17 protein-coding genes are annotated in these 19895 nt (G+C 53.4%); 8 read left to right on the top strand and 9 right to left on the bottom strand.

Annotation, left to right across the window (positions count from 1 at the left end; translation table 11 throughout):
• Both ACQ0MK_RS11285 and ACQ0MK_RS11280 read left to right on the top strand, forming a co-directional pair.
• Complete coding sequence (locus tag ACQ0MK_RS11285; protein ID WP_430472671.1) at window positions 1–1335, top strand: glycerate kinase type-2 family protein; 1335 nt, start codon at window positions 1–3, stop codon at window positions 1333–1335.
• Window positions 1332–2414 (top strand): tartrate dehydrogenase, encoded by a 1083-nt coding sequence (locus tag ACQ0MK_RS11280; RefSeq protein WP_430472670.1) that lies wholly within the window; start codon window positions 1332–1334, stop codon window positions 2412–2414. Before ACQ0MK_RS11285 ends, ACQ0MK_RS11280 begins: the two co-directional genes overlap by 4 nt.
• 176 nt (window positions 2415–2590) lie before the next feature.
• Here the strand turns inward: ACQ0MK_RS11280 and ACQ0MK_RS11275 are convergent, their stop codons facing one another.
• The 6 genes from ACQ0MK_RS11275 to ACQ0MK_RS11250 form a co-directional block, all read right to left on the bottom strand.
• Window positions 2591–3517 carry an ABC transporter permease gene (locus tag ACQ0MK_RS11275; RefSeq protein WP_430472669.1) on the bottom strand — a complete coding sequence of 309 codons (927 nt, stop codon included), beginning with the start codon at window positions 3515–3517 and terminating at the stop codon, window positions 2591–2593.
• Between the two features lie 4 nt (window positions 3518–3521).
• Window positions 3522–4307: an ABC transporter ATP-binding protein gene (locus ACQ0MK_RS11270; protein ID WP_430472668.1), complete on the bottom strand. Its 786-nt coding sequence runs from the start codon at window positions 4305–4307 to the stop codon at window positions 3522–3524.
• Window positions 4308–4649: 342 nt separating this feature from the next.
• Complete coding sequence (locus ACQ0MK_RS11265) at window positions 4650–5636, bottom strand: ABC transporter substrate-binding protein (protein WP_430472667.1); 987 nt, start codon at window positions 5634–5636, stop codon at window positions 4650–4652.
• A 222-nt stretch (window positions 5637–5858) separates the two neighbouring features.
• The gene (locus ACQ0MK_RS11260; RefSeq protein WP_430472666.1) at window positions 5859–6254 is read right to left on the bottom strand and encodes a VOC family protein; all 396 of its coding nucleotides are present in this window, start codon (window positions 6252–6254) and stop codon (window positions 5859–5861) included.
• Window positions 6255–7418 (bottom strand): hypothetical protein, encoded by a 1164-nt coding sequence (locus ACQ0MK_RS11255; RefSeq protein ID WP_430472665.1) that lies wholly within the window; start codon window positions 7416–7418, stop codon window positions 6255–6257. It lies immediately after the preceding gene.
• A gap of 164 nt (window positions 7419–7582) precedes the next feature.
• On the bottom strand, window positions 7583–8254 hold the full coding sequence (locus tag ACQ0MK_RS11250) for a TetR/AcrR family transcriptional regulator (RefSeq protein ID WP_430472664.1): 672 nt from the start codon (window positions 8252–8254) through the stop codon (window positions 7583–7585).
• Between the two features lie 136 nt (window positions 8255–8390).
• Here ACQ0MK_RS11250 and ACQ0MK_RS11245 point away from each other — a divergent pair, with 136 nt between their 5' ends.
• Both ACQ0MK_RS11245 and ACQ0MK_RS11240 read left to right on the top strand, forming a co-directional pair.
• The gene (locus tag ACQ0MK_RS11245) at window positions 8391–9554 is read left to right on the top strand and encodes an efflux RND transporter periplasmic adaptor subunit (protein ID WP_430472663.1); all 1164 of its coding nucleotides are present in this window, start codon (window positions 8391–8393) and stop codon (window positions 9552–9554) included.
• An 11-nt stretch (window positions 9555–9565) separates the two neighbouring features.
• Window positions 9566–12712 carry an efflux RND transporter permease subunit gene (locus ACQ0MK_RS11240; RefSeq protein ID WP_430472662.1) on the top strand — a complete coding sequence of 1049 codons (3147 nt, stop codon included), beginning with the start codon at window positions 9566–9568 and terminating at the stop codon, window positions 12710–12712.
• A gap of 237 nt (window positions 12713–12949) precedes the next feature.
• Here the strand turns inward: ACQ0MK_RS11240 and ACQ0MK_RS11235 are convergent, their stop codons facing one another.
• Window positions 12950–14539, bottom strand: coding sequence for an FGGY-family carbohydrate kinase (locus ACQ0MK_RS11235; RefSeq protein ID WP_430472661.1), 1590 nt, complete (start codon window positions 14537–14539; stop codon window positions 12950–12952).
• Window positions 14540–14736: 197 nt separating this feature from the next.
• On the opposite strand from ACQ0MK_RS11235, the gene ACQ0MK_RS11230 reads away from it, so the two are divergent.
• On the top strand, window positions 14737–15516 hold the full coding sequence (locus ACQ0MK_RS11230) for an HAD family hydrolase (protein ID WP_430472660.1): 780 nt from the start codon (window positions 14737–14739) through the stop codon (window positions 15514–15516).
• A gap of 94 nt (window positions 15517–15610) precedes the next feature.
• Here ACQ0MK_RS11230 and ACQ0MK_RS11225 read toward each other — a convergent pair whose 3' ends face one another.
• On the bottom strand, window positions 15611–16111 hold the full coding sequence (locus ACQ0MK_RS11225; RefSeq protein ID WP_430472659.1) for a lactoylglutathione lyase family protein: 501 nt from the start codon (window positions 16109–16111) through the stop codon (window positions 15611–15613).
• 94 nt (window positions 16112–16205) lie between these two features.
• Here ACQ0MK_RS11225 and ACQ0MK_RS11220 point away from each other — a divergent pair, with 94 nt between their 5' ends.
• The gene (locus ACQ0MK_RS11220; RefSeq protein ID WP_430472658.1) at window positions 16206–17093 is read left to right on the top strand and encodes a LysR family transcriptional regulator; all 888 of its coding nucleotides are present in this window, start codon (window positions 16206–16208) and stop codon (window positions 17091–17093) included.
• Between the two features lie 6 nt (window positions 17094–17099).
• Here ACQ0MK_RS11220 and ACQ0MK_RS11215 read toward each other — a convergent pair whose 3' ends face one another.
• On the bottom strand, window positions 17100–17831 hold the full coding sequence (locus ACQ0MK_RS11215; protein ID WP_350041816.1) for a FadR/GntR family transcriptional regulator: 732 nt from the start codon (window positions 17829–17831) through the stop codon (window positions 17100–17102).
• 161 nt (window positions 17832–17992) lie between these two features.
• On the opposite strand from ACQ0MK_RS11215, the gene ACQ0MK_RS11210 reads away from it, so the two are divergent.
• Both ACQ0MK_RS11210 and ACQ0MK_RS11205 read left to right on the top strand, forming a co-directional pair.
• Window positions 17993–18979 (top strand): aldose 1-epimerase, encoded by a 987-nt coding sequence (locus ACQ0MK_RS11210; protein WP_430472657.1) that lies wholly within the window; start codon window positions 17993–17995, stop codon window positions 18977–18979.
• Between the two features lie 93 nt (window positions 18980–19072).
• Window positions 19073–19789, top strand: a complete 717-nt coding sequence (locus ACQ0MK_RS11205; protein WP_430472656.1) for a FadR/GntR family transcriptional regulator — start codon at window positions 19073–19075, stop codon at window positions 19787–19789.
• The last annotated feature ends 106 nt before the right edge of the window (window positions 19790–19895 follow it).

The following is a 19895-nucleotide window of genomic DNA, read 5'->3' as shown; positions in this document are numbered from 1 at the left end:
ATGCAAAACGGGGCAGACCTGTTTGAACTTCAGAACCAGACCGATATCAAACCGTTTCTGGTCGATCTGTTTGAAGCCGCCATTCGCGCGGCGGATCCCGATATATGCGTTCCCCCGCATTTGCCAGCGCCGCCCAAGGGACGGACGATTGTCATTGGTGCGGGCAAGGCGTCGGCCAAGATGGCGCGTGCGCTTGAACAGCATTGGGAAGGGAGCCTTTCGGGGGTTGTGGTCACGCGCTATGGCCACGCAGTTCCGACAGAGCATATCGAGATTATCGAAGCCGCCCATCCCGTGCCCGATCAGGCCGGTTGGTTGGCAACCCAGCGTATCAAGGATGCCGTAACCGGATTGTCGGCAGATGATCTGGTGATTTGTTTGATTTCTGGGGGCGGGTCGGCCTTGCTGGTCGATCCGGTTTCGCCACTTGATCTTGACGGGATGCAGGCGATCAATCGCGATTTGCTTAAATCCGGGGCATCAATTGACGAGATGAATTGTGTTCGACGGCATGTTTCAAACGTCAAGGGCGGGCGTCTGGCGGCGATGTGTTTCCCGGCAAAGGTTATGACATTGGCGATTTCGGATGTGCCGGGTGATCGGTTGCTTGATATTGCGTCTGGCCCGACGGTTGCCGACCCGACATCTTGCCGGGATGCTTTGGCGATCCTTGATCGGTATGGCATTTCGGTTCCGGCGAAAACCCGGACCATGTTGGAAAACGGCGAAAGCGAAAGCATCAAACCCGATGATCCGCGCATGAAAAATTGTCAGGCCGTTTTGATTGCAACGCCGCAAATGGCATTGGAAGCAGCGGCCGAGTTGGCCCGCGAGGCTGGCATTGATGCCCATGTTCTTGGCGATGCGATTGAAGGCGAGGCATCAGAAGCAGGATGTGTCATGGCCGGAATTGCCCGCCAGGTTGCCAGCCGTGGACAACCGTTTGCGCCGCCGTGCGTTTTGTTATCTGGCGGGGAGACGACGGTTACGATCCGCGGAAATGGCCGGGGTGGGCGCAATGTCGAGTTTTTATTGGGATTGGCCGTTGCCTTGGACGGTGCGCCAAATGTTTATGGTGTTGCCGGGGATACCGACGGGGTCGATGGCATGGAAGAAATCGCCGGTGCGTATTTTGGCCCCGATACGGTTGCCCGGGCAGCCGGGATTGGGATCAAGGCAATTGAAAGTTTGGAAAACAATGACGGGCACAGCTTTTTTGAAGCACTGAATGACCAGATTGTCACAGGCCCGACATTGACCAATGTAAATGATTTTCGCGCAATATTTATTACCGGGAAACACACCAACATCCCGGTCGGAGGAGACATGAAATGACGAACAAAGCCCATAAGATTGCAGTGATTGCCGGGGATGGCATCGGGACCGAAGTGATGCCCGAAGGTGTGCGCGTTCTGGAAGCTGCGGCCAAGGTTTACGGCATTGATCTGACGTTTGAGACGTTCGAATTCGGATCATGCGATTATTACCTTAAACATGGTCAGATGATGCCCGATGACTGGAAAGCACAGGTGGGCAATCACGATGCGATCTTCTTTGGCGCGGTTGGCTGGCCCGATACGGTGCCGGATCATATTTCGCTGTGGGGATCGCTTATCCAGTTTCGGCGTGATTTTGACCAATATGTCAGCCTGCGTCCGGCAAAGCTGATGCCCGGTGTTCGATCACCGCTTGCCGGGCGCAAGCCGGGCGATATTGATTTCTATGTTGTTCGTGAAAATACCGAAGGCGAATATTCCTCGGTCGGCGGGAAAATGTATCCCGGTACGGACCGCGAGATTGTCATTCAGGAAACGATCATGTCGCGGATCGGCGTTGACCGGATTTTGAAATATGCATTCGATCTGGCGCAGAAACGCCCGAAAAAACATCTGACATCGGCAACAAAATCCAACGGTATTTCGATCACCATGCCCTATTGGGATGAACGGGTGATCGAAATGGCCAAAGATTATCCCGATGTCCGTTGGGACAAATATCATATTGATATTCTGACCGCGCAATTTGTTCTGAACCCGGATCGCTTTGATGTGGTTGTCGCCTCAAACCTGTTTGGCGATATCCTGTCCGATCTTGGTCCGGCCTGTACCGGAACCATCGGCATAGCGCCATCTGGCAACATCAATCCCGAAGGCAAATTCCCGTCATTGTTTGAACCGGTTCATGGTTCTGCCCCCGATATTGCGGGCAAGGGCATTGCCAACCCGATTGGTCAAATCTGGGCCGGTGCCATGATGCTGGATCATTTGGGATATACCGCCGCACATGACGGGATTTTGCAGGCGGTGGAAACGGCACTGGCGACAGAAGAATTCCGCACGGCAGACCTTGGCGGCAAAGCCAATACCGTGACCTGCGGACAGGCAATCGTCGATGCGGTGTTAGCACAGGGCTGATTTTCAGATTTCCCGGCAGGTTGTCCTCCCGCCCGATCTTCTGGCGTCTAGTCAGGAGGTCGGGTTCCTGTTTTCTGAAAATATCCCGGCACTCGTCACACGAAAACGGCCGCCCAACAGGCGGCCGTTTTGCATATGTGTTTGGGTTTGGCGTTGGCGTTGGCGTTGGCCTTGGCCTATTCGCGGAACTTTTCGCGGGCAGGCGCGCCGCCGCGACCACGTTTCAGGCTGGGCAGGGCCAGCATGGCCAGAACGAACAGACCGGTCGCCAGTTTAAGATCGGGCGGTGGCATGCCCGCGGCCAGACACAGCGAGACCAGCTGATAGTAAATGATCGCACCGACAAACGGGGCAAGAAGCTGGCGAAACACCGATTGTTTGCCAACGACGGCCTCGCCGATCATAAGGGCGGCAAGACCATTGATCAGGATGCCAAGGCCCATATTCACATCGGCAAAGCCCTGCGACTGCACCATCAGCGCGCCGCTGGTTGCTGAAAATGCACTGGCAAGGCCAACACCGATGATGGTCGATACCCAAACCGAAATGCCTTGTGCCTCGGCCATGGCCGGGTTGGAGCCAACGGCGCGCAATGCCGTTCCTTTTTCGGTTTTAAAGAACCAGTTCAGCGCCAAGAACACACCAGCGCCAATGATACCGGCAATGATGATTTTGCTGACCGGGAAGCCCGGCGTAACAAACGGCGCCCAGTTGTAAACGCTGTCTGATCCAAAGATCGACAGGTTCGATTTGCCCATGATGCGCAGATTGATGCTGTAAAGCATCGTCATCATCAAGATACCGGCAAGCAGCGTATGAATGCGGAACCGCAGGTGAATAAGGGCGGTACAGCACCCGGCCAGAAAACCACACAGAAGGGCGGCAACAATCGCCAAAGCCGGGTTAAAGCCCGCCGCAATCATGACACCGCAGACACAACCGCCCAAAGGATAGGCGCCTTCGCTGGTCAGGTCGGGGAAATGCAGGGTGCGGAACGGGATCATGATCCCCAAGACGACAAAGGCAAGGATCAAGCTTTGTGACAGGGTGACAGGCACCAGGGCGATGTAGCTTGTAAAGGTCGAAGACAAAAATTCCATCATTGGATTACACCCCGGCCCCTAACATCATGGCATCGGTCTTGACCGCAAAATGGTCGACCAGTTTTGCCACCGTGACATTGGCCTTTTCCGCGTCCCCGATTTCCAGTTTGACCCGACCGGCATCGAGCATGATCACCCGGTGACCATAATCAACCGCGTGCTGCATGTTGTGGGTGACCATCAAGGTTGTCAGTTTCAGGGTATCAACCGCACGAACGGTTGCTTGCATCACCAGATCGGCGGTGCGCGGATCAAGGGCCGCGGTATGTTCATCAAGCAACAACAAATCAGGCGATCCACCAACCGCCATAATTAATGACAAGGATTGGCGCTGTCCGCCAGACAGCAATTCGACCTTGGTTTCAAGCCGGTTTTCCAAACCCAGACCAAGGGCGGAAAGCCGTTCCTTATAATCGGTAAGGCGTTTGGCATTCAGCCCGCGCGACAAGGTGCGTTTGGTGCTGCGCAAATCTGCCAGAAGCATGTTTTCGGCAACGGTCATGCTGGCCGCTGTGCCCAGCATCGGGTCCTGAAACACCCGGGCAATCCGGGTGGCGCGGGTATGGACCGGGGTATCGGTCACGTCATCGCCATTGATCAGTATTTGACCGCTATCAAGGGGCATGGCGCCGGAAACGGCGTTCAGCATGGTGCTTTTGCCCGCCCCGTTCGAGCCAATGACAACGCCGAATTCGCCGGTTTTCAGGGTCAGATCAAGATCATCAAGCGCGATTTTTTCATCGGCTTGTCCGGCATAGAATGTTTTTCGTGCAGATCGGATTTCGAGCACCCGTCTTCTCCCAGGGTTTATTCTTATCCACGTAACTGAACCGGTTGCCCGGATTTGTGCGGATACGCGGAGTAAAATTGCGGAAAGATATGAATCTTTCAAGGTTTTACGACAAAGTCAGCCCGTGCAAATCCGGGCAATCCAAAGGACAATCGCTATGAGAGAGAACTCCTGCGTCAAACCCCTTGCGTGGGGGAGTGCCTCACGCTGCGGGTCTTTCCTTGTATTTCACTCTCATAGTGATTGCCGGTCCGGTTACGTGGATAAGAATGAACCCGAAACCATTGGCGCTGGTAAGATTGGTTCCTACCAGCGCCAATGTTTGTTCAAGTCGCGTTCGAATTATTCGACGATGCAACCGCAATCGTTAAACGATGCCGGAATTTCAACGCCAAAGGCTGCTGCCGCTGATTTTGAAATCATGGGTGCATGCGTTTCATAGGACGGTGCCGATGGTGGAATGTCGGCAGGCGAGGTGCCCTTGAGAATCTGGGCGGCGATTTTACCTGCATTCAAGCCAACCTGACCATAATCGACCGAGAAGCTGGCCGGAACCGTGCCATTGGCAACCGCAGAACTATCAGAGTTCACAATCGGAACGCCAATCTGACGGGCGGCGGCGGAAACAGCGGCAATTGCCGGCTGGATCAGGTTTGATGCCGGGGTATAGATGACATCGGCCTTGCCGGCGACAGATGTAATGCGCTGCAAGATGTCATTGACGTTATCAATACCAACCGCCACGACCGAGAAACCGGCAGCCGGTGCGAGTTCTTCGACCTTTTCAAGCAAGGCAACGTCGTTTGCTTCGCCCGGATTGTACGGGATGGCAAGGCGTTTGGCATCGGGCAGAAGTTTGCGGGTAAATTCAAGAACCGCGGCAATGTCCTGCAAATCGGATGCGCCGGTCATGCCTTCGTCACCTGCTTCCCATGACGGGACCAGCTTGGCGGCAACCGGGTCGGTTACGGCGGAAAATACAATCGGAATGCCTGATCCAGCCAAGGCCTGTTTGGCGATCTGTGAAACCGGGGTGGTGACCGTATAGATCAGTTTCGGGTTTTCTGACTGCAATTTCGTGATCATTTGCGGCACAAGGGATGCGTCAAAGTTGGTGTGGCTTTCGGAATAGGTCACGTCCGTGCCTTCGACAAAGCCGTTGGCGGCCATGGCTTCTTTGAAGCCAACAATCGCGGCATTCAGCTGCGGATGTTCGCCAAAATTGGCGATCCCGACTTTGATCGTGTCGGCAGATGCGCTGCTGATGGATGCGAAAAGGCTGCCTGCCAGGACCAGCCCGGAAAGAAGACCACTTTTGTTCAATTTCATTCTTTGAAACTCCCTGATTCTTTTGGGCCGGTATTGCGTCAAGCCGACCTTGATCGCGGATCATGCGTAGTTCCGCGTACTACGTCAATAATATGTATGATCAAAATATGCCGACACCCTTTGCATACCGGGCGAGGGGCGTGCTTGGGCGAAAGGCGAAAGCGATCATAAGTGTTTTGGATATGTGGGGTTTATCGTCTTGGGCACCAGTTGCCAAGCAGATCAGTGCGGTGCATAGGCCCGGCTTGAGATCGAGACAGAATTGCCTGACGGGTCTTTAAAATTGGCGAATTGATATTGATCAGCCTGATGGATCGGGCCGATATCCAAGCCGCCGTCGATCAATTTCTGTCGGAAAGCTTCGACATTGCTAACATCGAAAACCAGTTTGATCAAAGACTGGCCTTCTTTTTGGCCTTTGCCAGCGGGATGGAGCATCAGGATCATGCCACCATCGTTTCGGCGCAGCTCGACAATGCGGTCATCAGGCTTTGTGAAAACCTGATAATCGAAGTGATCAGAATAGAACTGCACCATGGCATCGATCTTTTTGGAATAGATGATAATCCGGTTGCACGGTCCGGCGGTAAGATCATGCAAAGTATTACACTTCATCATCTAGCTGCCATCGGCGGTGCGAAACACGGTCAGGCCATTCACAACCACCCGACCATCGGGCAGCAACTTGCCATCATATTCTGTGGTGCCTTGTGGGCCGGGGCGTCCGGCGGCAAGGCCATCTACAGCGAATGGGACAAGTGCACCCAGAAGGGTCGGGCTATCAGGGGTGCCCAGCAGATCGACAAGGCGATCCTGACCCAGCAATTTGACATCGAAATCGCCGGTAAAGCCATATCGTGCGGCGGCTTGGGCAAGGAATTCGCCTGATCCAAGGGCCTCTAGCCCGCGGGATTCAATATAAAATTCATCCACCTTGACCGGTGCGCCATTTCCTGCCGCTTTTTTCCACAAGGCATCGCCAATCTGACGGCGCGCCATGCGTGGTGCGGTCCCGGTCAGGATATCGTGGAAGCCTTTTTCAATGATCGGTTGGGCTTCTGTCCAAGGCAGGCCGGAGCTGCTGCTTTTGAGCCGAACGGTGCGCGGTTGGAACAGGCTTGGCAACCAAAGGCCATCATGACCGTAATCAAGATGGGTTTCGCCGTTTTCACCGGGATAAAGCACGAAGCTTGCAGATTGCATCGAACCACGCTTTTCGCGGTTCGCCCCGGTCCATTCCGCCGCCTGCCATGCAATGCGGGCCAATTCCGGCAACCATTGGATGACAAGGCCGTTCATCAACCAGTGTTTGCGCGTGATCGGTTCATCACCGGTCAGAAAACTGGCAGAACCGTCAAAGGTGACGGGCACATTGCGGTTTGTGTCCCAGCGGAGATAGCCACCCGCATTGCGCATGGTGATGTCGCGCTGGTCGCTTGTGGCTTCGGCATGCATTTTGGCCCGTTCGGGAAGCTTGATATCAAGATCAAGCTGACCGGCGGTGTCTGTGTCACGCACAATGACATGCACATCATCCATGGTCAGTTCGCGGGCGGTCGAATATCCGCGCAGATCAAGGGAAATGGCGTCATAGACCAGCTCAACCGCATCGCCGTCAATCATACGGGCATCAAGTTCGGTTGCGGAAATACCCGACTGCATCAGAATGGCGTCAACGGCTGTGCGGGCATCCTGAACGGAAATCGCATGGGCGCGGGTGTTGAACGCAATCATTGAAATTGCACAAATTCCAACACTGAACAAAGCATGACGCACGCGCATGAACTGATCCCCTAGGCTGTGTAATTGGCGGATACGATTTAAACGTATCGTATTCTTTACCCCAATTTTGGTGAAGGTAGGGCAAGGAATGACAATTATTTTGCCGACGGCCCCCTGACAACTGACAGGGTGCTGTCAGGAGAGGGCTGTTAGAGATGAAGGCGTTAGGGGGTGCTGGTGCTGACGTCGTTACGGTATGTCGGACTTGCGACACCACAGAGAAAAATATCAACGACCCGTGTGACGCGCTGATGGATTTCTGCGTCAGTATATTGAGGAGGTTTTACCAATTTAAGCATCTGCTTTTGCCACCCGCCTGTGACCATTGATTCAAACATTTCTGCGTAATGTTCCGGGTTATCAATCACGATATGGCCAAGACCGTGTTGGCGTTGAAGGTATCTTGCCAGTCGGGCACGGGTGTTGTCGGGGCCGGTTTTCATGAATTTGTCAACCAAAGGTATAAAGTTGTGACCTTCTGTAAACAGAATTTTCGTGAAGCGAATGGCTTCCTCGGATAGTATCCTTTTCGCCAGTTTGGTTGCGAAGTCCGTAAGGGCATCACGAGGGGGAAGATCGGATTCCAGCGAGATATGCAATTCCGCGGAAAACGCCATGCAGCGTTCGGTCATGACAGCCGCAAGAAGACCGTCTTTTCCACCAAATGCTTCGTAAAGGGTTGTACGGGAGCCACCCGATTGCGAAATAACATCATTAAGTGTGACGCCAGAGAACCCTTTATCAAGCAGAATTTGCCATGCAGCATCCATCATCGCACGCCGACGCGCAGACCCGCGAGAGGATTGATTTTCAAGCTTTTCTGGCGTTTCATTCATGATTTTTGATTCTGCTGTTTTTGGCTCTTGATAGTGCAGTGCACAATGTGTACTGTACCGTACAGTATTTCGAAATGCAATGGCAAAGCGCGCTCAAAATGCTTTGCCCGGACTTAGAAGGAAAAGCAATTTGTCCATGCGATCTTGTTTAAAATTTGCTGGTATGGCTGCGCTCGCCTTGATGGTGGCAGCCTGTAGCGAAGAAAATAAAGGCGGAGAACAACAGGCAGCCGCGCCACAGCAGCAGGCTACGCCAGTTGGAACCGTGACCTTAGAGGCACAGACCGTTGGTCTTGTCGAAGAAATGCCCGGTCGCACGATCGCATTCCGACAGGCGGATATTCGTCCGCAGGTCGATGGCATTATTAAAGAACGCAATTTCACCGAAGGCGCGTTTGTCGATGCTGGTCAGCAGCTTTATATGATTGATCAGAATGTCTATCTCGCACGGGTCGATGCGGCACAGGCCGAACTTTCCCGTCAGCGTGCGTCCCTTGATCAGGCAACCAAAACCCGTTCGCGGTATGATCCGTTGATCAAGTCGCAGGCCGTAAGCCAGCAGACATATGACGACGCGGTTTCCGCCGAAGCACAGGGCAAGGCATCTGTTGCCGCCGCCCGTGCCGAATTGGAACAGGCCCGCATTGATCTGGAATATACCACCGTGACCGCCCCGATTTCAGGCCAAATCGCATCTTCGGATTATTCCGAAGGCGCGCTTGTTACGGCCAATCAAGCGGCCAAGCTGACTACGATTACCCAGCTTGATCCGATCTATGTTGATGTGACGCAGGCCGGTGGTCGCTTGATGAAAATCAAGCATGCCATTGCGAATGGCCGCATCAAGGGTGTTGAAGACGGCAATGTCGAAGTCTCACTCATTGTTGATGCCACCGGCGAAGAATATCCGCACAAGGGAACATTGCAATTTTCGGACGTTACGGTGAATGAAACCACCGGTACCATTCGGTTGCGCGTTGTCTTCCCGAACCCGGACGGGACGCTTTTGCCCGGTATGTTTATCCGTGGTCAGGTGCGTCAGGGCCGCCTTGAAGGGGCGTTTCTTGTTCCGCAAAAAGCGGTGATGCGTCGCCCGGATGGATCGGCTTATGTTTATGTGGTCGGGGATGGCAAAGTTGTTTCCAAGGACATCACGATTGAGCAGTCCCAAGGACAAGATTGGCTGGTTTCGGCTGGCGTTGAAGATGGCGATCAACTGATTGTTGATGGTATTCAGCGCATCGGACCGGGCGCACCTGTTGCGGCTGAGCCTGTCGAAACCGCCAAAGCCGCCGAATAAGGACTTATTCAATGGCAAAATTCTTTATTGACCGTCCCGTATTCGCTTGGGTTGTGGCCTTGGTGATTATGCTGGCGGGGGGACTGTCACTTTGGCAATTGCCAATCGAACAGTATCCGTCCATCGCACCGCCATCTGTTGAAATCTCGGCAAGCTATCCGGGTGCGTCTGCGGAGACCGTGGAAAACACGGTAACGCAGGTGATCGAACAACAGATGAGTGGTCTGGATTATCTGCGTTATATGTCGTCGAATTCATCGGCAAATGGTCAGGCGTCAATCAAACTGACGTTTGAACCCGAAGCCGATCCAGACATTGCGCAGGTTCAGGTTCAGAACAAACTCCAAGCCGCCATGTCTTCGCTTCCGACCGAAGTGCAGCAGCAAGGTGTGAACGTTACCAAATCGAGCGGTTCGTTCCTGATGGTTGTCGGCTTTGTCTCGGCTGATGGGTCGATGAATGCCGAAGACCTTTCGGACTTTGTCGTCTCCACCATTGAAGATCCGCTGGGTCGTGTGAATGGTGTTGGCTCGGTTCAGGTGTTTGGTGCGCAGCACGCGATGCGCATCTGGCTTGATCCGAACAAGATGCTTTCATACAACCTTGCGGTTTCCGATATCAGTTCCGCAGTTCAAGCCCAGAACACCGAAGTTACCGCCGGTCAGATCGGTGGTGCGCCGTCCGTTCCCGGTCAGCAGATCAACGCGACCATCACCGCCCAAAGCAAATTGCAGACGGTTGATGAGTTTGCCAATATCCTGCTTAAGGTTGAAACCGATGGATCGCAGGTGCGTCTTGGTGACGTTGCCCGCATTGAAATCGGCGGCGAAAGCTATGATGTTGTCGCGCGTTATAATGCACAAGCGGCAACCGGTATCGGGGTTAACCTTGCAACCGGTGCGAACGCGCTTGATACGGCCGAGGCCATTAAAGCGCGTCTGGCGGAGCTCAAGCCGTTCTTCCCGAAGGGTGTGGAAATTGTTTATCCGTATGACACCACTCCGTTCGTCAAAGTGTCGATCGAGGAAGTTGTTCACACCCTGTTTGAAGCGATTGTTCTCGTCTTCCTGGTGATGTTCGTTTTCCTGCAAAACTGGCGCGCAACCCTGATCCCGACAATTGCAGTTCCGGTGGTTCTGCTTGGCACGTTTGGGGTGCTTGCCGCCTTTGGCTATTCGATCAACACGCTGACCATGTTTGCCATGGTTCTGGCCATCGGTCTTTTGGTTGATGATGCCATTGTTGTGGTTGAAAACGTTGAACGTGTGATGCACGAAGACGGGCTTCCGCCGCGCGAAGCAACGCGGAAATCGATGGGCCAGATTACCGGAGCCTTGATCGGTATTGCGCTTGTTCTGTCGGCGGTGTTTGTGCCGATGGCGTTCTTTGCCGGGTCGACCGGGGCGATTTATCGCCAATTCTCGATCACGATTGTGTCGGCAATGGCTTTGTCGGTTGTTGTGGCAATTGTTCTGACACCGGCTCTTTGCGCAACCATGCTCAAACCAACCCATGTCGATCCGCTTGCGAAAAGGGGGCCATTCGGCTGGTTTAACCGCGGGTTTGACAAGACCAACCGGTTCTATCAGGGCAGTGTTGATCACGTCGTGCACCGCAAATGGCGCTATCTGTTTGTTTACGTGATCCTTGTTGGCGGCCTTGCTGCTTTGTTCGTGCGTCTGCCGGGGTCATTCCTGCCAGAAGAAGATCAGGGCATCATGTTCTCGATGCTGCAGCTTCCCGCCGGGGCGTCGCAGGAGCGTACAGTCGAAGTTCTCAAAGAGATCGAAACGCATTTCCTTGAGAATGAAAAAGAAACCGTCAATGGCCTGTTTACCGTGGCGGGCTTCTCCTTTGCCGGGAGTGGTCAGAATGCAGGTATTGCCTTTATCAATCTGAAAGACTGGTCGGAACGTACGCGACCTGATCAGGCGGTTGGTGCGGTGATCGGGCGTGCTTATGGTGCTTTCTCTCAAATCCGCGAAGCCAATATCTTTGCCTTTGCACCGCCAGCAATTGTCGAGTTGGGGACGGCGAACGGCTTTGATCTTCAGCTTGTTGATCGTGGTGGTAATGGGCATGACGCCTTGATGGCAGCCCGTAACCAGCTTTTAGGTATGGCTGCACAGGACCCGCGTCTTGTGGGTGTCCGCCCGAACGGTTTGAGTGATACGCCACAGTTCAACATCAATATCGATCAGGAAAAGGCAAGTGCGCTTTCGGTTAATCTGGCCGATGTAAACAGCACTTTGGCTGCTGCCTGGGGCTCAAGCTATGTCAATGACTTCATTGAAAATGGTCGCGTGAAGAAGGTTTATATGCAGTCGGATGCGAAATATCGCATGATGCCTGAAGACCTTGATTACTGGTATGTCCGAAACGGATTGGGCGAGATGGTCCCGATTTCGGCATTCGCCACGACCAAATGGAACTTTGGATCACCACGTCTGGAACGCTTTAACGGTTTGTCATCGCTTAATATTCAGGGCGCTGCTGCACCGGGCGTTGCATCAGGTGATGCGATGATCGCGATGGAAGAACTTGTTGCCAAGCTTCCGGGGGATGTCGGCCTTGAATGGCAGGGGCTTTCTTATGAGGAACGCGAAGCAGGCGAACAGGGACCGGCATTGTATGCATTGTCCATGATCGTCGTCTTCCTGTGTCTTGCGGCGTTGTATGAAAGCTGGGCCATTCCGATCTCGGTCATGATGGTCGTGCCGTTGGGCGTTCTTGGTGCCGTGATCGCAGCCTTGCTGCGTGGGCTTCCTGATGACGTTTACTTCCAGGTTGCGATCCTGACCACGATTGGCCTGTCCGCCAAAAACGCCATCCTGATTGTCGAGTTCGCCCGCGAACTTTACGATCAAGGCATGGGGCTTTTGGAAGCAACCGTCGAAGCCGCACGTCAGCGTCTGCGTCCGATCATTATGACGTCGATGGCCTTCACCCTTGGTGTTGTTCCATTGGCGATCTCGACCGGTGCCGGTGCTGCTGCGCGTGTGGCTGTTGGTACGGGTGTGATGGGTGGTATGATTGCCGCGACCGTGCTTGCGATCTTCTTCGTGCCGCTGTTCTTTGTCTTGATTGTTGGCACCTTTGCCAAAAGCCGTTCCAAACGCGGTGACGTCAAGGCAGCCCACGAACATCCGGCGGAATAACGTAAAACGAACAAGGCCGGTCCAAATCGGACCGGCCTTGTGTGGCATCGCGCCGTGACGGTGCAGATTTAAAAATCTGCGTGATCCCCCGACCCCGCCGTTGCGCGTGCGTAAAAAGGGCCGATGCTTTTGCATCGGCCCTTTTGTTTTGACCCTATCCAAAAGTGCCGTCAAGCGCCTTTTGGACGGGGCCACAGGGAGGAGGGGGGATTTGACGAGTATTAAGTTGCTGAAAATTCAGTTTTTGCTCATGCCATCAAGGACCTGACGATGGGTATGCATTTGATGGAAAATTCGGTAGCGCCGGTCATGATCGGCCTTGGCTGACTGGTCCGGGGCATGGGATGTTTCCTTGCCCGCCATCTTGCGGGCTGCCTTGGCAAGACCGCCATCAGGATCCAGCGCCCCTGCGGCCAGCATGGCGGACCCCAGCAATACCGGTTCTTCACAATCAGACATCACAACGTGACATCCCGTGACATCGGCATAGAGTTTTACCAGTACCGCACTGGCGGTGTGACCGCCGCTTAAATGAATGTGGGTGATGTCATATCCGGTATCATTTAACGCATCGATGATATGGCGCGTGCCATAGGCAATCGCACAGGCGGTTGCCCAATAAAGTTTCAGGAAGCTTTCTTCGCTTTGATCCAGTGTCAGACCGGAAATTACGCCAAGGGCTTCTGAATCGGCAAGCGGGGACCGGTTGCCATGAAAGTCGGGCAGAACATGAAGGCGCGGGGCAAGATCGGTTGTCTTGGCCATCATCGGCAACAATTTTTCCCCGGCCAGTTTATGGGCATCACGGCCCATGCCATGGGAAAACGGATGCATGGCAACCACATGATCCAACAAGGCCCCGGTGGCCGATTGTCCGCCTTCGTTCAGCCAAAGATTGGGCGCGATCGCCCCAAGATACGGACCCCATACGCCTTTGATAAAGCGCGGTTGTTTTGACAGCGCCATATGACAAGTCGATGTTCCGGCAATCATTGCAAAATGCTGATCCAGATTGCCATCAAGATATTCACCAAGGGTGCCAAGTGCCCCGGCATGGGCATCAATCAAACCGGCGCCAACCACACAATTGGTGGTCAGGCCAAGATCAGCCGCACCTTGATCCGACAGGGGGCCAATCAACTCGCCAACGGCCAATGCTTTTTCATGCATTCCAATCTTTTCATTAAGATCACTCATGCCGATGGTAGATAGGAAATCACGATCCCATGGGTCATCTTGATGGGCGAGATAGGTCCATTTGCATGTGACGGTACAGCAGGACCGGGCGTTGCTTCCTGTCGCACGGAATGAAAGGAAATCTGCCAAATCATAAGCAGCCCCCATTTTGTTCCATGCCGTTTGATGATGGCGTTTCAGCCACATCAGTTTGGGAATTTCCATTTCCGGGGACATGGTGCCGCCGATAAATTCAAGCACCCTTGATCCGGTCGCGGTGCATTCTTCTGCTTCGCGCACCGCGCGATGATCCATCCAGACAATCACATCCCAGTTATCTGCCCCATTCGGCGTTACACCAAGCGGGCGGTTATCTTGATCACGGATCACAAGCGAACAGGTGGCATCAAAACCAATGGCGGCGATTTTACCCGGTGCGACACCGGATTTTTTTAAGGAATCGCGGACCGACTGGCAAACCGATTGCCAGATATTTTCCGAATCCTGTTCGACGAAATCGGGTTTCGGACGGTTCATTGCAATCGGGTGGGCGGCACTGCCCAGCAGCTTTCCGCTGGCGTCAAATACGCCTGCGCGGGCACTGCCGGTGCCAACATCCACGCCGATAAAGCAGGAATCTTGGGGACTCATGATGGGTATTCCTCCGCTTTCCCCGGCTGTTCGGACCTTGTCACGTCTGCCGGATGTTCTTTTGTTTGGTCTTTCTGAGGATGAGTTGATCAAAAGTTCACTAATTGGTCAAATGTTCATTTTTGTTGACGCTGAAACATTCCATTCGCTAGGCTGTTCAGGGTCTAAACCCATAAATGAAACAAGCCAGGTTCAACATGGCCCCAGGAAACGAACACGGAAACGATACCGGAAACGGAACCAAAACGTATATTGGTGAGGACGCCACGCCGCACACTATTGCGACGGTCAAAAAGCTGTTTGATCGATGCGCTGTTGTTCTGTTTGACTGTGACGGCGTGCTTGTAAACAGCGAACCGATCTCGCTTGCGACACTTGTTGATGTGCTGGCCCATTTTGGCGCGCCTTTGACATTGCAAGAAGTCTCAGACCGCTTTACCGGGCGATCAAGTGCGGCACCGATTGATCATATTCTGGTCGAAACCGGCAAAGACGTCCGTGCTGAATTCAAGCCGTTTTTCTATGAAAAACTGTTTGCCCGCTATGATACAGAACTGACCAAAATCCGCGAAATTGACGGGGTTCTGGATGGGTTGACCAAGCGGAAAGTTGCCTTTTGCATTTCATCTAGCAGTTCGGTCGAACGGTTGGAAAAGACCATGGCCGTGACCGGTCTTGGCCCGTGGTTTGAAGACCGGATTTACAGTGCCGATTTCGTCAAGAACGGCAAACCGGCCCCTGATCTGTTTTTGCACGCGGCGGCTGATATGGGCTATTCCCCCAAACAGGCGATTGTGATCGAGGATTCTGTTGCCGGTGTGACCGCGGCCATTGCCGCAGGCATGAAATGCATCGGGTTTGTTGGTGGCGGGCATTATGCCGGGGACGAGGTAGCCGCGGCAAACCGGCTTTATGACGCCGGGGCGGATATGGTTCTTGCCGATATGAGCGTTCTGGCCAAGGCCATTTCAGTGTAATGTACCTTCTTACGATGAAGCACTTCCCTCTGACCAATTGATCAGGGGGAAGTGTCTAGATACTCAGCGGGTCTTGCTTTCCGCTATAGGGACTTTATGCATATGCGCCTGCTGAATAGGTCAGCTCATAGCTGTGGCTATAGATTTCAATGATGTTGCCGAACGGGTCTTCCATATAGACCATGCGATAAGGTTTTTCGTTCGGGAAGTATTCCCGAACCGGCATGCGTTGTTTGCCACCGGCTGCGACGATTTTGGCAGCCAGTCCTTCGACGTCAGGATCCTGAATACAGAAATGGAAAACGCCCGATTTCCAGTATTCAAAATTGTTTTCAGGTTTTTGGGCACCTTTAAATTCGAAAATCTCGACACCAACCCGGTCGCCCGTCGACAGATGGGCTATGCGGAATTCACCCCATCCTGCGCCAAAGACGTCCGAGCACATCACACCAATGGCACTGTCATCTTCGGTGATTTTGGTTGGTGCCATGATCAGATACCAACCCATGACTTCGGTATAGAATTTTACAGCCACATCCAGATTAGTGACTGAAAGCCCGATATGGGAGAAGCTGCGGGGATAAGCTTGCGTCATAACGCACCTCGTTGTTGAAAGATTGAGGTGGATTTAAGCAGGTATTGGCATAAAGTAAATTGATCATAAGTAATAAAATCGATAAGATTTTATTATGATAAATCCGCAATGGCTTCGCAGTTTTACCGCTGTTTCACGCACGGGTAGCTTTACCCGTGCTGCAGATGAACTTGACCTGACGCAAGCAGCAGTCAGTCAGCACATCAAAAGTCTTGAAGCGGAACTGGGCCCGCTTTTTGTCCGGCGCCCCCGCAATATTGACCTGACGCCGGCGGCGGTCGCGCTTTTGGAATATTGCGACGAAATCAACCGAGCGGACAACCGGTTACATAACCGTTTAACCGATGGCCAGCAGACATGCGGGGATTTCACCATCATCACGCCGGGAAGCATCGGTTTGTTCCTGTATCCGCGTTTACTGTCCTTGCAGGAGGCCAATCATAATTTGGTCATTCGACACCGGTTTGCCCCCGACCCGGAAATTCTGCAAGCGGTGCTGGAAAACCGCTATGAGGTCGGTTTAACGACCGTGCGTCCGGATGACCCGCGTCTGAGCGTCAGTCACTTTACCGAGGAAAATCTCGAACTGATTGTTCCTGCCGAGGCTAAGGTGAACGAGTGGGCCGACCTGGAAGCGCTTGGTTTGATTGACCATCCAGACGGCAAAGCGATGGCAAAACGTTTGCTTGGCCAAATGTTTCCCAAGAACCGGGGGCTTAACCGGATGCCGGTACGGGGATTTAGCAATCAGGTGGCACTGATTCTTGAGCCGGTGGCACGCGGGCTTGGATTTACGGTTTTGCCGCAATATGCGCGTCAGGTTTTCCGCGATCAGAAACGCATTCGTGTGATCAGGGCAAAATTCCCGGTGATTGACACGATCTGGTTGATACATCGGTCTGAATGGCCGTTATCGGCGCGCGCAGACTATGTCATCTCGAAGTTGCGCGGCATTGAAATGCGCCAAGACGGGGCGGAATAAGGTTTATTATCGCTGGGTCAGGAGTTTTTGATAGCGGGTCTGGCTTTGGCTGAGATGGTCGCGCATGGCTTTGCGCGCGACATCATCTTCGCGGGCCGCAATCGCATCAAAAATCTTGCGATGTTCGCCCATGATCATGTGCATATAGGCCTTTTGATCTTCGGCTTCTGGCGGGCGGCGGCGCAATTGCGCACGGGGGATGGTTTTATCGCCCAGATGTTCCAGAAATTCGGCAAAGCGGCGATTGTTGGTGGCGGCAGAAATTGCGCTATGGAATTCAAAGTCGGCCGGTTCGGTTGGATCGCCTTTTTCCAGAGCGGCTTCCATTTTTGCCATCGCCTCATAGATTTTGGCCTGCTGGGCGACGGAGCTTCGCGTGCAGGCAAGGCCTGCTGCCTCGATCTCGACCGCCATGCGCAGTTCAAGGATTTCCAGAACGTCGGACACTTGCGCGTAATCAACGGCAAAAATCGATTTGTCGTTGCTCCGCGATTCGGGTGCCAAAACAAACACACCGGCTCCTTGGCGCGGTTCCAGAAGACCATCGGCCTTTAAGGCGGCAATCGCTTCGCGGATAACGGTGCGGCTCACCCCAAACCGTTCGGTCAGGACCGGTTCGGTTGGAAGTTTGCTGCCCGGTTCACGTTGACCGCTTTCAATTTCCTGACGCAAACTGGCAATGACTTTTTCCGTCAGCGAAACTTTGCGCGGTGTGTTTGATGCGGTCGTCTTGTTCATTTTGCGTGTCCGATAAATCCGGTATAAAACAATCGGATATAAAATTGACCACAGGCGTTAAGGTTTGGTTGGCGCAAGTGGCAGTACCATCTTGAAATAGTCGAACCTGACCAGTGATGTAAAGTCATCATATGATTTATGAACGGAATTGAGGCACCTGCATGTCCAAAAAGGGCGAACCGGAATATCGTTGGAACAGTGGACCTTTTCAGATCGGGATCGTGCCGCAGGGCGGTGCGATATCGCGGATTGACTGGGTGCGCCCGGATGGCAATGGCGTGATCAACCTGTTGCGCCCTGTGAGCGAGCAGGCCTTGAATTCGGGAAATCCATCCAGTCTGGGATGTTTCCCGATGGTGCCCTTTGCCAATCGGTTGGCCTTTTCCGAATTTGATTTCGATGGCCATATCGTCAAGGTTCCGGCGAACCGTCCGCCCAGCCCGCATGCCATTCACGGCTTTGGCCGCGGGGCGGAATGGAAAATCGAACGCCCGACTGTTGATAGTTTGCGCTTTAATCACAAGCATGACGATGCCAAAAGCGGCTTTGTCTATGTTGCCTGGCAGGAATTCAAGGTCACTGAAATTGACGTGACGCTTGAAATCGGGGTGCGTCATCTGGGCAGAACACCGATGCCGTATGGCATTGGGTTGCATCCGTGGTTCCCCGGTGGGGAAGATGCATCGGTTTCCTTTGTCGCGTCCGATTGTTTTGCCACCGACGAAGACATGCTGCCGACCCGACGCACGGTGATTGATCTTGGTCGTGATTTTTCAGATGGCAAAATGATCCGCCATCATCACGGGCTTGATGTTCATTACACCGGCTGGGAACGCGAAGCGGAAATGATTTGGGATGATGCGGGTTATAGCCTGCATATGACGGCCAGCGACAGTTTTGCCAACCTGCAATTCTATATCCCCGAAGACGGTAAAACGTTCTGTGTTGAACCGGTTACCCATGTGCCAAATGTTCATAATCATCCCGAATTCAAGGAATTTGGCGATCTTGTTGTGCTTGATAACAACCAGACACTGACCGGCAGCATGACATTGACACCGTCTTTATTGGCAAAACCCGATAGCGGGCTTGTCGATGATGACGACATCGCAGTTCCGGCAAAGCGGGATTATTCTTTGGTCGATTGATCGTAGGCGGGGTGTGCGGGGGCTTTACCCGGTTGGCGTTTCCCGATAAAACTTATAAGTAAGTTTTACAAGATAACAAGTTCGGGGCGGAGCATGACCGAGTTGCTGTTGAAGGTTCAAAAACGCGAAAAGCTTGCGGATCAGCTTTATGGTCAGATCCTTGAACAGATTGTTTCAGGCAATCTGGGCGAGGGGACCAAGCTTCCGTCCGAGAACGAGATTTGCGCATCCTTTGGCGTGTCGCGTCCGGTTGTCCGCGAAGCGTTGCGCAAACTGCAATCCGATGGGTTGGTCTATGCCCGCCAAGGGGTGGGGTCGTTTGTCAAAAAGCGTCCGCCACAAGGCTTGATCGAGTTTGGCGGGGTCAATGACGTTGCGGGGCTTTTGCGCTGTTTTGAAGCACGTATTGCGATTGAATGCACAACGGCGCGCATGGCCGCTGAACGTGCCAGCCTGCGCCATCACCGCGATATCGAGAATGCCCTGAAAATGCTTGAAGATGGTATTGGTGCGGGGGATATCGCCGATAAGGCCGATCTTGATTTCCATATGGCCATTGCCCGCGCCAGCGGGAATGAAATTTTTGTCACCATCCTCAATTCCCTGCATGGTGTGATGTCCAAATCAATGAAAGTTGCATTGAATATCACACGTGGTGGATCGGCCGAACGTGCCCAAAAGGTTCTTAAAGAACATCGACAGATTTATGATGCGATCCTTGGCCGTGATGGCGATAGTGCCGAACTTTTGATGCACTATCACCTTCATCAGGCCCGGCAGCGCGTGACCGATCACGCCCGCGATATGTGATTTCAACTGTTTCGTGACCGGTTTTGGACGTGTGCTTTTCCGACCGGAAGGTTCGGAAAATAACGGGTAGCCGCATCGGTTTTGAAGCCGTTTTGGTCGGCACTCG

The sequence above is a fragment of the Thalassospira lucentensis genome (genome assembly GCF_050516545.1).
Taxonomy (GTDB): Bacteria; Pseudomonadota; Alphaproteobacteria; order Rhodospirillales; family Thalassospiraceae; genus Thalassospira; species Thalassospira lucentensis_C.
The sequence above is the reverse complement of the archived record's forward strand: the minus strand, read 5'-3'. Positions and strand labels throughout refer to the sequence as shown.

Coding starts and splice junctions, on each gene's coding strand:
- ACQ0MK_RS11235 (WP_430472661.1), bottom strand. CDS start 14,539: ATGAGTCCCCAAGATTCCTGCTTTATCGGCGTGGATGTTGGCACCGGC.
- ACQ0MK_RS11255 (WP_430472665.1), bottom strand. CDS start 7,418: ATGCGCGTGCGTCATGCTTTGTTCAGTGTTGGAATTTGTGCAATTTCA.
- ACQ0MK_RS11220 (WP_430472658.1), top strand. CDS start 16,206: ATGATAAATCCGCAATGGCTTCGCAGTTTTACCGCTGTTTCACGCACG.
- ACQ0MK_RS11230 (WP_430472660.1), top strand. CDS start 14,737: ATGGCCCCAGGAAACGAACACGGAAACGATACCGGAAACGGAACCAAA.
- ACQ0MK_RS11265 (WP_430472667.1), bottom strand. CDS start 5,636: ATGAAATTGAACAAAAGTGGTCTTCTTTCCGGGCTGGTCCTGGCAGGC.
- ACQ0MK_RS11245 (WP_430472663.1), top strand. CDS start 8,391: ATGCGATCTTGTTTAAAATTTGCTGGTATGGCTGCGCTCGCCTTGATG.
- ACQ0MK_RS11250 (WP_430472664.1), bottom strand. CDS start 8,254: ATGAATGAAACGCCAGAAAAGCTTGAAAATCAATCCTCTCGCGGGTCT.
- ACQ0MK_RS11205 (WP_430472656.1), top strand. CDS start 19,073: ATGACCGAGTTGCTGTTGAAGGTTCAAAAACGCGAAAAGCTTGCGGAT.
- ACQ0MK_RS11275 (WP_430472669.1), bottom strand. CDS start 3,517: ATGATGGAATTTTTGTCTTCGACCTTTACAAGCTACATCGCCCTGGTG.
- ACQ0MK_RS11215 (WP_350041816.1), bottom strand. CDS start 17,831: ATGAACAAGACGACCGCATCAAACACACCGCGCAAAGTTTCGCTGACG.
- ACQ0MK_RS11285 (WP_430472671.1), top strand. CDS start 1: ATGCAAAACGGGGCAGACCTGTTTGAACTTCAGAACCAGACCGATATC.
- ACQ0MK_RS11225 (WP_430472659.1), bottom strand. CDS start 16,111: ATGACGCAAGCTTATCCCCGCAGCTTCTCCCATATCGGGCTTTCAGTC.
- ACQ0MK_RS11240 (WP_430472662.1), top strand. CDS start 9,566: ATGGCAAAATTCTTTATTGACCGTCCCGTATTCGCTTGGGTTGTGGCC.
- ACQ0MK_RS11260 (WP_430472666.1), bottom strand. CDS start 6,254: ATGATGAAGTGTAATACTTTGCATGATCTTACCGCCGGACCGTGCAAC.
- ACQ0MK_RS11280 (WP_430472670.1), top strand. CDS start 1,332: ATGACGAACAAAGCCCATAAGATTGCAGTGATTGCCGGGGATGGCATC.
- ACQ0MK_RS11210 (WP_430472657.1), top strand. CDS start 17,993: ATGTCCAAAAAGGGCGAACCGGAATATCGTTGGAACAGTGGACCTTTT.